The organism is Pseudomonas sp. Z2-11 (assembly GCF_054161305.1).
Map to the genome: position 1 here is coordinate 5,299,626 of NZ_CP096395.1, position 14,326 is coordinate 5,313,951.

At 61.0% G+C, this 14,326-nt stretch carries 10 protein-coding genes; 4 read left to right on the plus strand and 6 right to left on the minus strand.

Annotation, left to right across the window (positions count from 1 at the left end; genetic code table 11):
* The first annotated feature begins 180 nt into the window (after nucleotides 1-180).
* The 3 genes from M1E16_RS23595 (at nucleotide 181) to M1E16_RS23605 (ending at nucleotide 6,008) form a co-directional block, all read left to right on the plus strand.
* Entirely contained in the window at nucleotides 181-4,029 is a 3,849-nt protein-coding gene (locus M1E16_RS23595; protein WP_434628121.1) for a bifunctional diguanylate cyclase/phosphodiesterase, read from the plus strand.
* A 220-nt stretch (nucleotides 4,030-4,249) separates the two neighbouring features.
* Entirely contained in the window at nucleotides 4,250-5,503 is a 1,254-nt protein-coding gene (gene glyA, locus M1E16_RS23600) for a serine hydroxymethyltransferase (RefSeq protein WP_305498691.1), read from the plus strand.
* Nucleotides 5,504-5,714: 211 nt separating this feature from the next.
* Nucleotides 5,715-6,008 carry a hypothetical protein gene (locus M1E16_RS23605; RefSeq protein WP_458128514.1) on the plus strand — a complete coding sequence of 98 codons (294 nt, stop codon included), beginning with the start codon at nucleotides 5,715-5,717 and terminating at the stop codon, nucleotides 6,006-6,008.
* A gap of 314 nt (nucleotides 6,009-6,322) precedes the next feature.
* On the opposite strand, the gene yjiA is transcribed toward M1E16_RS23605, so the two are convergent.
* From yjiA to M1E16_RS23620, 3 genes are all read right to left on the minus strand, one after another.
* Nucleotides 6,323-7,291 carry a GTPase gene (gene yjiA / locus M1E16_RS23610; RefSeq protein ID WP_458128515.1) on the minus strand — a complete coding sequence of 323 codons (969 nt, stop codon included), beginning with the start codon at nucleotides 7,289-7,291 and terminating at the stop codon, nucleotides 6,323-6,325.
* Between the two features lie 474 nt (nucleotides 7,292-7,765).
* Nucleotides 7,766-7,963 carry a YbdD/YjiX family protein gene (locus M1E16_RS23615; protein ID WP_003201656.1) on the minus strand — a complete coding sequence of 66 codons (198 nt, stop codon included), beginning with the start codon at nucleotides 7,961-7,963 and terminating at the stop codon, nucleotides 7,766-7,768.
* A 15-nt stretch (nucleotides 7,964-7,978) separates the two neighbouring features.
* Nucleotides 7,979-10,045: a carbon starvation CstA family protein gene (locus tag M1E16_RS23620; protein WP_305498688.1), complete on the minus strand. Its 2,067-nt coding sequence runs from the start codon at nucleotides 10,043-10,045 to the stop codon at nucleotides 7,979-7,981.
* Nucleotides 10,046-10,203: 158 nt separating this feature from the next.
* Between M1E16_RS23620 and M1E16_RS23625 the strand changes: the two genes are divergently transcribed.
* Entirely contained in the window at nucleotides 10,204-10,560 is a 357-nt protein-coding gene (locus M1E16_RS23625; protein ID WP_458128516.1) for a PilZ domain-containing protein, read from the plus strand.
* A 64-nt stretch (nucleotides 10,561-10,624) separates the two neighbouring features.
* Here the strand turns inward: M1E16_RS23625 and radA are convergent, their stop codons facing one another.
* The 3 genes from radA to katB all read right to left on the minus strand — a co-directional run bounded on the left by radA (nucleotide 10,625) and on the right by katB (nucleotide 14,234).
* On the minus strand, nucleotides 10,625-11,992 hold the full coding sequence (radA, locus tag M1E16_RS23630; RefSeq protein ID WP_030140305.1) for a DNA repair protein RadA: 1,368 nt from the start codon (nucleotides 11,990-11,992) through the stop codon (nucleotides 10,625-10,627).
* 42 nt (nucleotides 11,993-12,034) lie between these two features.
* Entirely contained in the window at nucleotides 12,035-12,583 is a 549-nt protein-coding gene (locus M1E16_RS23635; protein ID WP_458128517.1) for an ankyrin repeat domain-containing protein, read from the minus strand.
* A gap of 109 nt (nucleotides 12,584-12,692) precedes the next feature.
* Entirely contained in the window at nucleotides 12,693-14,234 is a 1,542-nt protein-coding gene (katB, locus tag M1E16_RS23640) for a catalase KatB (RefSeq protein ID WP_458128518.1), read from the minus strand.
* Nucleotides 14,235-14,326 lie beyond the last annotated feature (92 nt).

A 14,326-nucleotide genomic window follows, 5' to 3' on the forward strand; every position in this document is an offset into this window, starting at 1 on the left:
GAGCCTGGGAATCTGGAGCCGGAGCGCTCTTGTTTGACCGGCAAAGCTACCTCAACCGTCGGTCAAGGTCCAGCCGCCCAGGGCTGGCACTTTGCCACAAGTCAAGGCATGCTAGCCGCCCTTCGGGCGTCCGGCTTATAGTGCACGTCGCGCCAGTCCAGCAAACTGCAGGATTACAGCTTGTCCAACGTCACTCCGTCCCCGTCCCCGCGCGCCGCACCTGCTGTGCCTGGCGTGCCCCTGCGCGGGACATTGAAGGGCGCGCTGGCCTCGCTGGTGCTGTTGCTGCTGGGCCTGCTTTTCTGGCAATTGCTCGACCAACTGCGCGAAACCCAGCAGCAACAGCGCCAATACACCATCGACTACACCGCCGACCTGGCCGCGCAAGTCAGCCTGAACATGGCCTTGAATGCGCAGATTGCACTCAATCTGCTACCGATCGTCGAACAACCGCAAAGCGCCGACGAACAACAGGCGCTGCTGCGCAAACTCCAGCAATCGTTGCCCGAATTACGCAGCCTGGCACTGCTGAGCCCTTCCGGCCGGGTGCTCAGCGACAGCGACGCTACCAGCGAGGATGCCGGCTACCTGGCCGAACTGGTACGGCGCAGTCATGCCCAGGCGCATTATTTCAGCAATGCCGAGGACGGTTCCGTGGTGCACCTGCTATTGCATCAGGCCAGCGGCAGTACTCGCGGTTATTGGGCGTTGCGCCTGACCCCGAGTTTTTTTGCGACATTGACCAAACAGGCCGATACCGGGCTGCGCCCGCTGTGGCTGGTGGAGAACCGGCTCAACCAGCAAATCGTCAGCCGTGACGAGGCCCCGCCCGCGCTCAACCCGACCCGATTGACCGAGCAAGACCTGAGCAACACCGTGTTGACCGTGCCCCTGAGCAGCAGTGACTGGCAGCTGCGCGGGTTGTTTGATCGCAGCCAGGTGCTCGAACAGTTGCTGCCCGCGTTCATCGGCAAATGCCTGCTGGGCCTGGCGTTTTCGCTGCTGCCGGTGATCGCGCTGCTGAACATGCGTCGCCGCCAGCGTCAGTTGCATGAGGGGCGCCGCCGCTACCAGGACATTTTCGAGGGCACCGGCGTGGCCCTCTGCGTACTTGACCTGTCCGGGCTCAAGGCCTTTTTTGCCAGGGCCGGCCTGCATGATGGCGAGCAGTTGCGCGCCTGGCTGCAGGTCCCCCAGCAGCTCGAGCAGTTACAGCAGCAAGTGCACGTCACCGAAGTCAACCAGATGGCCTTGAAGCTGCTCAATGTCGACTCCTGCGAACAGGCCTGGCAACTGCTGGTGGGCAACGCGGCAAAAGACAACAACCCGGTTGGCTCGAAACTGCTCGAAGCGCTGCTCGACCAGCACAAACAACTGGAACTGGAAATCAGGCTCCAGGACGCCCATGGTCGTGACCAGCATTTGTGGCTGGTGTTGCGCCTGCCGGAAACGCAGGACGACTATAACGCCGTCATCCTGAGCATCAGCGATATCACCAGCCGCAAGCTGATCGAATTGTCGCTGCTTGAGCGCGAAGGCTTCTGGTCCGACGTGGTGCGCACCGTCCCGGATCATCTTTACGTACAGGACGTCATCAGCCAGCGGATGATCTTCAGCAACCACCACCTGGGCCAGACGCTCGGCTACGACCGTACCGAGTTGCACCAGATGGGCGAGTATTTCTGGGAAATCCTGCTGCACAGCGACGATGCCGATCATTACCACCACCTGCGCCAGGAACAGCGCCGCGGCGGTTACACGCAACTGCTGCAATGCCAGTTACGCTTTCGCCATCGCAACGGCAAGTGGCGACGTTTCGAGGTCCGCGAACAGGCTCTGGCCCGGGACCGCCATAATCAGGTCACGCGGATCATCGGCGTGGCCAAGGACATCACCGAGCAGATCGAGGCCAGCGAATCGTTGCGCGACAGCGAGCAGCGCTACCGGATGCTCGCCGAAAGCATCAGCGACGTGATTTTCTCCACCGACAGCAAACTCTCGCTCAACTATGTCAGCCCGTCGGTCCAGGCGGTGCTGGGCTACACCGCCGACTGGATCTTCCAGCATGGCTGGCAGTCGACCATCGCCAATCCGCAACAACTGACCGGCATCTACAGCCTGATGGACCGGGTCAGCAAGGCCCTCGACCAGCCCGACCAGTTGGCCGAGCTGCGCAACCAGCTGCAGACCCAACTGTTCCTGTTCGACTGCCTGCGTGCCGACGGACGCAAGATCCCCATCGAGCTGCGGCTGGTGCTGGTGTGGGACGACAACGGCGCGTTCGAGGGAGTATTGGGCGTCGGCCGCGACATCAGCCAGCAGCGCCGAGCGGAAAAAGACCTGCGCATGGCCGCGACGGTATTCGAGCATTCGACCTCGGCGATCCTGATCACCGACCCGGCCGGCTACATTGTCCAGGCCAACGAAGCCTTCAGCCGGGTCAGCGGTTATGCGGTGTCGCAGGTGCTGGACCAGTTGCCCAACATGCTGACCGTAGACGAGCAGCAGGAAGCCCACTTGCGCTACGTGCTCAAGCAGCTGCAACAGCACAGCACCTGGGAAGGCGAAGTCTGGCTCAAGCGCCGCAACGGCGAGCACTATCCGGCCTGGGTCGGCATTACGGCGGTGCTCGACGACGAAGGCGACCTCGCCAGTTATGTGTGCTTCTTCAGCGACATCAGCGAGCGCAAGGCCAGCGAGCAGCGCATCCACCGCCTGGCTTACTACGACGCCCTGACCCACCTGCCCAACCGCACGCTGTTCCAGGACCGCCTGCATACCGCGCTGCAATCGGCGGAACGGCAGAAGAGCTGGGTGGTGCTGATGTTCCTCGACCTGGACCGCTTCAAGCCGATCAACGATTCCCTCGGCCACGCCGCCGGCGACCGGATGCTCAAGGAAATGGCCACGCGACTGCTCGGCTGCGTGGCCGATGACGACACGGTGGCGCGCATGGGCGGCGACGAGTTCACCCTATTGCTGCAACCGCGCGCAAGCCGCGAAATGGCGCTCAACCGGGCGATTACCGTGGCCGAGCAGATCCTTGCCAGCCTGGTCCGGCCGTTTGTGCTCGAAGGCCGGGAGTTCTTCGTCACCGCCAGTATCGGTATCGCCCTGAGCCCACAGGACGGCAACGAGCTGAGCCAACTGATGAAAAACGCCGACACGGCCATGTACCACGCCAAAGAGCGCGGCAAGAACAACTTCCAGTTCTACCAGGCCGACATGAACGCCAGCGCCCTGGAGCGCCTGGAGCTGGAAAGCGACCTGCGCCATGCGCTGGAACAGAACGAGTTCGTCTTGTATTACCAGCCACAGTTCAGCGGCGACGGCAAGCGCCTGACCGGGACCGAGGCCTTGCTGCGCTGGCGCCATCCGCGACGCGGGCTGGTGCCGCCAGGGGACTTCATCCCGGTGCTCGAAGAACTCGGGCTGGTGGTGGACGTCGGCGACTGGGTCATCAGCGAGGCCTGTCGCCAGCTCAAGACCTGGCACCAGGCCAAGGTCCGGGTGCCGAAGGTCTCGGTCAACATTTCCGCCCGGCAGTTCTCCGACGGCCAGCTCGGCACGCGCATCGCCAATATCCTGCGCAGCACCGGCCTGCCGCCGGCGTGCCTGGAACTGGAGCTGACGGAAAGCATTCTGATGCGCGAAGTCAGCGAGGCGATGCAGATCCTGGCCGGCTTGAAGAACCTGGGCCTGAGCATCGCGGTCGATGACTTTGGCACTGGTTATTCATCGCTCAACTACCTCAAGCAGTTCCCCATCGACGTGCTGAAGATCGACCGCACCTTCGTCGACGGCCTGCCGTCCGGCGAGCAGGATGCACAGATCGCCCGGGCAATCATCGCCATGGCCCATAGTCTCAACCTGGCGGTCATCGCCGAGGGTGTCGAGACGCACGAGCAACTGGATTTCCTCCGCGAACATGGCTGCGACGAAGTCCAGGGCTACCTGTTCGGCCGACCGATGCCGGCCAACCGGTTTGAAGCGCAGTTCAGCAATGATGCGCTGTTCATGCTGGACTGAGATTTACATCGTCTGGGCGGGCCCCTTCGCGAGCAGGCTCGCTCCCACAGAGGAATGCATTTCAAGTGTGGGAGCGAGCCTGCTCGCGAAAGGCCCGGCCAGGACACCACTTGGGGCGCATGAAACCCATTCGTCCAGGACATGACGTCCTTTCATATGCCTTCCAAAACCGGTTGGGTTAGAATGCCCCCCTTTTCTGCCCCGATCCTTGAGGACCGCCATGTTCAGCCGTGATTTGACTATTGCCAAGTACGACGCCGATCTCTTTGCCGCCATGGAGCAAGAAGCTCAGCGCCAGGAAGAGCACATTGAGCTGATCGCTTCGGAAAACTACACCAGCCCCGCGGTGATGGAAGCTCAAGGCTCGGTACTGACCAACAAGTACGCCGAAGGATACCCGGGCAAGCGCTACTACGGCGGTTGCGAGTACGTCGATGTGGTCGAGCAATTGGCCATCGACCGCGCCAAGCAACTGTTCGGCGCCGATTACGCCAACGTCCAGCCGCACGCAGGCTCGCAAGCCAACGCCGCCGTCTACCTGGCGTTGCTGTCGGCCGGCGACACCATCCTGGGCATGAGCCTGGCCCACGGCGGTCACCTGACCCACGGCGCCAGCGTCTCGTCTTCGGGCAAGCTGTACAACGCCATCCAGTACGGCATCGACGGCAACGGCCTGATCGACTACGACGAAGTCGAGCGCCTGGCGGTCGAGCACAAGCCGAAAATGATCGTGGCCGGTTTCTCCGCCTACTCGCAGATCCTCGACTTCCCGCGCTTCCGCGAAATCGCCGACAAGGTCGGTGCCTACCTGTTCGTCGACATGGCTCACGTTGCGGGCCTGGTCGCCGCTGGCGTCTACCCGAACCCGGTGCCGTTCGCCGACGTGGTCACCACCACGACCCACAAGACCCTGCGTGGCCCACGTGGCGGCCTGATCCTGGCACGCGCCAACGCCGACATCGAGAAGAAGCTGAACTCGGCCGTATTCCCTGGCGCCCAAGGTGGCCCGCTGGAGCATGTGATCGCGGCCAAGGCGATCTGCTTCAAGGAAGCTCTGCAACCTGAGTTCAAGGCCTACCAGCAGCAAGTGGTGAAGAATGCCAAGGCCATGGCCGGCGTGTTCATCGAACGCGGCTTCGACGTGGTCTCCGGCGGTACTGAAAACCACCTGTTCCTGCTGTCGTTGATCAAGCAGGACATCTCCGGCAAAGACGCTGACGCCGCATTGGGCAAGGCGTTCATCACCGTGAACAAGAACTCGGTGCCGAACGACCCACGCTCCCCATTCGTCACCTCGGGCCTGCGCTTCGGCACCCCGGCCGTGACCACTCGCGGCTTCAAGGAAGCCGAGTGCAAGGAACTGGCCGGCTGGATCTGCGACATCCTGGCGGACCTGAACAACGAAGCGGTGATCGATGCCGTTCGCGAGAAGGTCAAGGCTATCTGCAAGAAGCTGCCGGTGTACGGCGCTTAACCAGCCCCGCTACATCGCTGTTCAAGCAAGGCCCATATCGAAAGATATGGGCCTTTTTAGTTAGCGCGAACTCACAGATGTTATCGGCAAACTGCTCCAGCCTCTACAGAGCCATTAAAACTGGCAACACTTCAAATATCCCCCTCCAACAAAAAAAATAATATAAGTATTCCTCACTAGATCCAATCGACCTTAAGGAATATTTAAACACATGGACAATCAATTATCTTTCGATGCCGTACTAAGAACGTCCGGCGAGCATATAAACCTGCTTGAAGAGCTGCATGGTAAACCCGCACTCGCAACCTTGACCGAGTTCAGCGGAGGCTTCTTTACCGGCAGGCCCCAGCCCCATGACCACTCGACGCTTCTGGGTGCTGTCTCCAGAGATCCGCGCCTGGATCGGAAGCCGCTAAGGCTACGTTTTCAATACACCGAAGCCGGATACGCACTGACTATAAAAAACACAGGCGAGCATCAGGACAAATATATCGGCGTGACTTAGCGCAACCACTTTGGCGTGACGACTGCAAACTTTGAAGACGCCGCCTTGTTCAGCCTGATGGATCAGAACAACAACTTACTTACCCGAGACAGTTTAAAAGCAGCCCACACCCTCATCACTTTGAGGACTGCGACCGATAAATATATCGGTAGATCCAAGCGGCGCGGATCCCCTTATACCTATCTCGCCGAGACAAACGAAAATGCAAAGATAACGTTCCTGCTAACTCTCCTTGAGCAGTCCTGATCCGAAGAGCCGGGGCCTGACTCTGGCTATCCGGAGCAGGCCTCGTGGCGCTTAGGTACACTCGATTGTCAGAATAGCGCAGCATCGAAACCAGCGCGGATCTTCTCTTCAGGCAATTCGTCAGCAATAAATACGATCACGCTTTCCCGAGCTTCACCCTCCGCCCATTCGGTGTCCCAATCGAAACCGTACAGCTTGAGTACGCCCTGGAACACCAGTCGGCGGGGTTCGCCGGCAATGTTCAGCACACCTTTATAGCGCAGCAATTGCTTGCCGTGCTCTTCCAGCAGCTGGTTCATGAACGCACTCAGCTTGTCGATATCCAGCGGCTTGTCGGTGCGCAGCACGAGGCTGCTGATGCGATCGGCCGTGGTGGCCTTGGCGACCGGGCGAAGGCTGAGCCCGCCGCCCAGGTCCGCGTTGAGATTGAAGCCGCGAATGTCGAGCAACTCGGCCAGATCGATCTTGCCGTGCTCGACGACCCGGATCGGCGCCCGTCGGTTAATCCGGGTAAGGCGCTCGGCAAGCGCCTCGGCACGGGCTGCATCCACCAGGTCGGTCTTGCTAAGGAGCAGCCTATCGGCAAACCCGACCTGTGCCTGAGCGATGGCCTGGGTCAGGTGGATCTCGGCGTGAGCGGCGTCCACCAGGGTCAGGATGCCGTCAAGAATGTAGCGTTCGCGCAGGTCTTCATCGATGAAGAAGGTCTGGGCAACTGGGGCTGGATCGGCGAGGCCGGTGCATTCGATCACCAGGCGATCGAAGGCGATTTCACCGCTGTCCAGCCGCTCGAGCAACAGGTACAGGGCCTTGGTCAGGTCGGTGTGAATGGTGCAGCACACGCAACCGTTGGCCAGGGTCATGACTTGCACCGGATCGTCGCCCAGTAACTGGCTGTCGATGCCGGCATCGCTGAATTCGTTCTCGATCACGGCGATTTTCAGGCCGTGCTCGGCCTTGAGCAGATGACGCAACAACGTGGTCTTGCCAGCACCGAGAAAGCCGCTGAGGATCGTGACCGGGATGGGAGAGGACACACTGGATCTCCTGTTTCGAATTAAAATAAGGCACACAAACTCCTGTGGGAGGGAGCCTTTGTAGCGCATGCGAATCCTGAGTCTGCCCCAAAAACAACTGTGGGAGCGAGCCTGCTCGCGAAGGCGTCAGGTCAGTCGACATCTTCATCGACTGACACTCCGCTTTCGCGAGCAGGCTCGCTCCCACAGGGGCATCTGTGGCGCATGCAAATCCTGAGTCCAACCCAAAACAACTGTGGGAGCGAGCTTGCTCGCGAAGGCGTCCAGTCAGTCGACATCATCCTTGACTGACACTCCGCTTTCGCGAGCAGGCTCGCTCCCACAAGGGATCTGTGGCGCATGCAAATCCTGGGTCCAACCCAAAACAACTGTGGGAGCGAGCCTGCTCGCGAAGGCGTCAGGTCAGTCGACATCTTCATCGACTGACACTCCGCTTTCGCGAGCAGGCTCGCTCCCACAGGGGATTACTTCAGTTCAACAGCATTTGGGGCCACCCTTGCCACCGTAACGGGCTTCCTGGCGTTCTCGGAAGAACGCCTCGTAGTCCATCAGCGGCTTGTCGGGGTGCTTGGTTTGCATGTGCTCGACGTAGTTGTCGTAGTCGGGCATGCCGACCATCAGGCGGGCGGCCTGACCGAGGTATTTACCGAGGCGACTCAAGTCATTGAACATCGTTGCAATCCCCTATCAAGCGTCCGGCAGCGCCTGGAATGGCGCTTCCTTGTCCGTGCGTTCTTTCGTGCCCCAGGCGGCGATGCCGACCTTGAGCGCGTAGAACAGGATGCTGAAGACCACGAACAGGAACAACACCGTCAGCGTTGCGTTGGTGTAGGCGTTGAACACCACGTGCTGCATCTGCTCGATGCTCTTGGCCGGGGCCAGGATCTGGCCGGCGGCCAGGGCATCGTTGTATTTGCGCGCCAGGGCCAGGAAGCCGATCGCCGGGTTGGCGTCGAACAGCTTGATCAGGCCTGCGGTGGTGGTGCAGATCAGCAGCCAGCTGGCCGGCAGCAGCGTGACCCAGACGTAGCGCTGGCGCTTCATCTTGATCAGCACCACGGTGGCGAGCATCAGCGCGATACCGGCCAGCATCTGGTTGGAGATGCCGAACAGCGGCCACAAGGTGTTGATGCCGCCCAGCGGATCGATCACGCCCTGATACAGCAAGTAACCCCACAGCGCGACGCAGCCGGCGGTGGCGATCAGGTTGGCGGTCCACGATTCGGTGCGCTTGAGGGCCGGGACGAACGAGCCGAGCAGGTCCTGCAGCATGAACCGCCCGGCACGGGTGCCGGCGTCTACCGCGGTGAGGATGAACAGCGCTTCGAACAGGATCGCGAAGTGGTACCAGAACGCCATGGTGTTCTCACCCGGCAGCACCGAGTGGAGGATCTGCGCGATACCCACCGCCAGGGTCGGCGCACCGCCGGCACGGGCCAGGATGGTGGTCTCGCCGATGTCCTTGGCCACCGCTTGCAGCGCGTCGGGGGTGATTGCAAAACCCCAACTGCTGACGGTCTGGGCCACGGCCACCACGTCCGAACCGACGATCGCCGCCGGGCTGTTCATGGCAAAGTACACGCCCGGCTCGATCACCGAGGCCGCGACCATCGCCATGATTGCCACGAACGACTCCATCAGCATGCCGCCGTAACCGATGTAACGCGCGTTGGTTTCGTTATCCAGCAGCTTGGGCGTGGTGCCCGAGGAGATCAGCGCGTGGAAGCCCGAGACCGCGCCGCAGGCGATGGTGATGAACAGGAACGGGAACAGACCGCCCTTCCACACCGGCCCGGTGCCGTCGGTGAACTGGGTCAGTGCCGGCATTTTCAGCTCGGGCATGGTCACCAGGATGCCGATCGCCAAGGCGATGATGGTGCCGATCTTGAGGAAGGTCGACAGGTAGTCCCGTGGCGCCAGGATCAGCCACACCGGCAGCACCGCGGCGACAAAACCGTAGCCGATCAGCATCCAGGTGATCTGGATCCCGGTGAAGGTGAAGGCCTTGGCCCAGACCGGGTCGGCGGCAATCTGCCCGCCCAGCCAGATCGAACCAAGCAGCAGCAGCACGCCGATGAGCGAGATTTCACCGATGCGGCCCGGGCGGATATAGCGCATGTAGATGCCCATGAACATCGCGATCGGGATGGTCGCCATCACCGTGAAGATGCCCCACGGGCTCTCGGCCAGGGCCTTGACCACGATCAGCGCCAGCACCGCGAGGATGATGATCATGATCAGGAAGCAGCCGAACAGCGCGATGGTGCCGGGGATGCGGCCCATTTCCTCGCGCACCATGTCGCCCAGGGAGCGGCCGTTGCGGCGGGTCGACAGGAACAGGACCATGAAGTCCTGCACCGCACCGGCCAGCACCACGCCGGCGATCAGCCAGAGCGTGCCGGGCAGATAACCCATCTGCGCCGCCAGCACCGGCCCGACCAGCGGCCCCGCGCCGGCAATGGCCGCGAAGTGGTGGCCGAAAAGGATGTGTTTGTTGGTCGGGACATAGTCCAGGCCATCGTTGTTGAGCACGGCGGGCGTGGCCCGGCGCGCATCGAGTTGCATCACGTTGTTGGCGATGAAGAGGCTGTAGTAGCGGTAGGCGACCAGGTAGATGGCCACGGCCGCGACGACGATCCAGAGGGCGTTGATCGGCTCTCCGCGGCGCAGGGCCACGACGCCAAGGGCGCACGCGCCTACGACGGCCAGCAGTAGCCAGGGCAGATGGCGTAGCAGGCTATTATTGTTTTTCATTTTTTTATTCCAGCCAGGGTGGACAAGAAAGACAGCCACCCGAGTTTAGCGCTTACCGGCGTAAAGGCCATACCCGACATTCGTCTGCCAATGGCCAAACGGGCACGATGCTGCGCCAGCAGGGTCTATAGTCAGTGAATCTCCAGAGGGATTGCGTAATGAGCGAACGCCGCCGCTTCGTACGAATTGAGTTCCATGCCAAGACCGAACTGAGCCAAGGGCCGTTCATCTGGCCGGTAAAGCTGCTGGATCTATCCCTCAAGGGGCTGCTGATCGAAAAGCCCGAACCCTGGCTCGGCAAACCCGAGGAGCCCTTCACGGCTGACATTCATTTGAGCCCTGATGCCGAGATCAAAATGGAAGTTCGGTTGGCACATGATGACCATGGTCACCTGGGCTTCGACTGCGAGCATATCGATCTGGCTTCCATCGAGCATCTGCGTCGGCTGGTGCAGTTGAACCTAGGTGACCAGAACGAGTTGGACCGGGAGCTGGCGGCGCTGATTCATATCTGACGGCACCGAGCTTCCCTGTGGCGAGGGAGCTTGCTCCCTGGCCACAAAAGGCCTGCACAAGCCGTTACTCGAACAAAGCATCCAACGCCTGCTCCAACCGCGTCACGGCAATGATCTGCAACCCCGCCGGCGCTTCCTTCGGCGCGTTCCCCTTGGGCACGATGGCGCGCTTGAAACCATGTTTGGCCGCTTCCTTGAGCCGCTCCTGCCCGCTGGGCACTGGTCGCACTTCACCCGAAAGCCCGACCTCACCGAACACCAGCAAATCATGCGGCAGCGGCCGATTGCGCAGACTGGACATCACGGCCGCCATCAACGCCAGGTCGGAGGCGGTCTCCAATACCTTCACCCCGCCCACCACGTTGAGGAACACATCCTGATCGTGGGTAGGAATGCCGCCGTGTCGGTGCAAGACAGCCAAGAGCATGGCGAGCCGGTTCTGATCCAGGCCCAGGGTGACCCGGCGCGGGTTCGCCAGGTGGCTGTCATCCACCAGCGCCTGGACTTCCACCAGCATCGGTCGAGTGCCTTCCCACGTCGCCATGACCACGCTACCCGGGACTTCTTCCTGGGCACGCGTGAGAAAAATCGCCGAAGGGTTGGAGACTTCCTTCAGGCCCCGGTCAGTCATGCCGAACACGCCCAATTCGTTGACGGCGCCAAAACGGTTCTTCACCGCTCGCAACAAACGCAGGCGACCGTCCGATTCGCCTTCGAAATACAACACGGTGTCGACCATGTGTTCCAGCACCCGAGGGCCCGCCAGCGCGCCCTCCTTGGTGACGTGGCCGACCAGGAAGATCGCCGTGCCGCTCTGCTTGGCATAACGCACCAGCAACGCCGCGCTTTCGCGCACCTGGGACACCCCGCCCGGTGCCGATTGCAGCTGTTCGGTAAAAATCGTCTGGATCGAGTCGATCACCATCACCTTGGGTTTTTCCAGGCGCGCCGTGGCGATGATGGTTTCGATGCAAGTCTCGGTCATGACGCGCAACTGATCCTGGGGCAACCCCAGCCGTCGTGCGCGCATCGCGACCTGTTGCTGGGATTCTTCGCCAGTGACATACAGCGCCGGCATGCGAGTGGCGAGATTGCACAGGGTCTGCAGCAGGATGGTGGATTTGCCGATGCCCGGATCTCCGCCGATCAGTACCACCGAACCATCCACCAGACCGCCGCCCAGCACGCGATCCAGTTCGCCGGACGCCGTGGAAAAGCGCGGGATTTCTTCGACGCTGACCTCGGCCAGGGTCTTGATCTGGGCTTGTTGCCCAGCCCACCCCGTGCGCCCGGTGGGTGCCGCCGCCCCGCCGCTTTCCACCATGGTTTCGGTCAGGGTATTCCAGGCCCCGCACTCACTGCATTGGCCAGCCCATTTGGGAAAGGTCGAGCCGCACTCGGTGCAGCCGTACATGCGCTTTGCCTTGGCCATCTGAACTCCGGGTAAAAACCGCGATGATAGCCTAGCCAGGCTTTACTGCGGGGCCGGCATTCTGATTTCGCCCTTCGCCAGATCCGCCGCGCTATTGCCCAGCGGATCCCTGGCCTCCAGGTCGGCGCCCCTGGCCTTCAAGGCATCGAGCAATTCGTCACGCTTGAACAGGCCCGCATACATCGCAGCGGTCTGTCCGGCACCGTTGCGTTGGTCCGGACTGCACTCGGTGGACAATAAACGGCGGGCGATCTGGACTTCACCCTTGAAGATGGCGCCCATCAACGCAGTATTGCCGCGTTTGTCCTGGGTGCAAGCATCGGCGCCGGCGGCCAACAGCCGCTCCACCGCGGGCGCGTGGCCGTGATATGCCGCCAGGATCAGCGCCGTGTAGCCCTTTTCATCCCGGGTGTCGAGCGAGTAACCGGCCTTGATGAAGGTATCGAGCATCGGCACATCGCCCCGGCGTGCAGCGTCGAAATAATAGTCTTGCAACTGCTCCCGCACCGCAGCCGGATCGGCGGGTACAGGCTGCTCGGCCAACACGCCCACCGACCAGGCCACGAGTACCGATAGAAGAACATTTCGCATCAGGCTTCTCCTTATGACGCAGGCCTGTGGGAGCGAGCCTGCTCGCGATCCAGGCAACGCGGCCTGCCTGGGCACCGCATCGCGAGCAAACTTGCTCCCTACAGGTCGATCAGTCGCTCAGCTTCTCGGCCAGCGCCTTGACCCGCGCCAAGTCGCCTTTGGCGACACGAGCCACGCCGGTGCCGTATTCGGGGTCAGCCTTGTAGAGATACGACAGGATGATGTGCTTGCTCTCATCATCAGTCGTTGCCAATGACCCACCGAAGCTTTCGATCAAGTCATTGCGCTCCTTCTGATTGAACGAGCGGTACAGATCACCCGCCTGCTTGAAGTTCTGCTCGCGCTGGATTTTCGTTTGCTGGGTGCTGCCGGTCAGAGCTGCCTGGCTATAACGCGCCGCAGGTTGCTCTTCGCGCGGCATCAAGCGACTCGGCTGGTAGTTCACGCCAGTGCTGGTGCTGCCGAAATTCATCGCACCGTCCTGGTTGCCATTGTTTACTGCGACCTTGGGCGCGTTGATGGGCAACTGCAACGCGTTCGGCCCGACCCGGTACATTTGCGTATCGGCATACGAGAAGACCCGACCCTGCAACAGGCGATCCTCGGAAGGCTCGATACCCGGGACCAGATTGGCCGGGGCCATCGCGACTTGTTCGGTTTCCTGGAAAACATTCGCCGGATTACGATTCAACACCATCTGCCCAACTTTTCGCTCAGGCACATCCGGCCAGATCTTGGTGGCGTCCAGCGGATCGAAATCGAACTTCGAAAAGTCTTGCGGCTTGAGCACCTGAACGTACAGATCCCACTTTGGAAAGTCACCGTTGTTGATATGACTGACCAAATCATTCGTCATATGGCTGTAATCCTGCCCTTGAACTTTCACTACTTCTTTTGGATCGAGGTTTTTCAACCCCTGCAAACTTTTCCAATGGAACTTCACGTAGCTGATATCGCCCTTGGCGTTGATCAGTTTGTAAGCGTGCACGCCATTGCCGTCCATTTCGCGATAACTGGCCGGGGTGCCGGAGTTGGAATACAACTCGGTCAGCGTGCGAGTGGCTTCCGGGACGTGGGAAAAGAAATCGAAACGACGCGAATCATCGTCCAGGTTGGTCCGCGGGTCGGGCTTGAACGCATGGACCATGTCGGGAAACTTGATCGCATCACGGATAAAGAACGTCGGGAAATTATTCCCGACCAAGTCCCAGTTACCATCGGCCGTGTAGAACTTGGTGGCGAAGCCTCGAGGATCACGCAGCGTCTCAGGCGAATGATTGCCATGCACCACGGCGGAAAAACGGACGAACACCGGCGTGACCTGTCCGGCGGCGAATACCTTGGCCTTGGTCAGGTCGCTCAGGTCATTGGATACCGTAAACTCGCCATGCGCACCGGTACCGCGGGCATGCACCACACGCTCGGGGATCCGTTCACGGTCAAAACGCTGGAGCTTCTGGATCAGTTGCACATCCTGCAGCAGGGTCGGGCCGTTGGGGCCGGCGGTCTGGGAGTTCTGGTTGTCGCCCACTGCCGCGCCATTATCCCGGGTCAGGGTGGCGGCATTGACGGACAGGGAAAACAGGCTGGCGGTCAGCACAACAAGGGTATGGCGGTTGGAAAAAGCACCAAGGCCAAGGGAAGTGTTCATGTGAGTTTCCTCTGATTTTATAGAGCGCATCCATGTGCGCCTTTCAGAGGCTAGTGCTCGACAAACCGAAACCTAAATAGAAATGCCGTACC

Excerpts from the sequence above, each read along its gene's own strand:
- M1E16_RS23625 (WP_458128516.1), top strand. The coding sequence starts at position 10,204 with ATGAGCGAACGCCGCCGCTTCGTACGAATTGAGTTCCATGCCAAGACC.
- M1E16_RS23605 (WP_458128514.1), top strand. The coding sequence starts at position 5,715 with ATGGACAATCAATTATCTTTCGATGCCGTACTAAGAACGTCCGGCGAG.
- radA (WP_030140305.1), bottom strand. The coding sequence starts at position 11,992 with ATGGCCAAGGCAAAGCGCATGTACGGCTGCACCGAGTGCGGCTCGACC.
- glyA (WP_305498691.1), top strand. The coding sequence starts at position 4,250 with ATGTTCAGCCGTGATTTGACTATTGCCAAGTACGACGCCGATCTCTTT.
- M1E16_RS23615 (WP_003201656.1), bottom strand. The coding sequence starts at position 7,963 with ATGTTCAATGACTTGAGTCGCCTCGGTAAATACCTCGGTCAGGCCGCC.
- katB (WP_458128518.1), bottom strand. The coding sequence starts at position 14,234 with ATGAACACTTCCCTTGGCCTTGGTGCTTTTTCCAACCGCCATACCCTT.
- M1E16_RS23620 (WP_305498688.1), bottom strand. The coding sequence starts at position 10,045 with ATGAAAAACAATAATAGCCTGCTACGCCATCTGCCCTGGCTACTGCTG.
- M1E16_RS23635 (WP_458128517.1), bottom strand. The coding sequence starts at position 12,583 with ATGCGAAATGTTCTTCTATCGGTACTCGTGGCCTGGTCGGTGGGCGTG.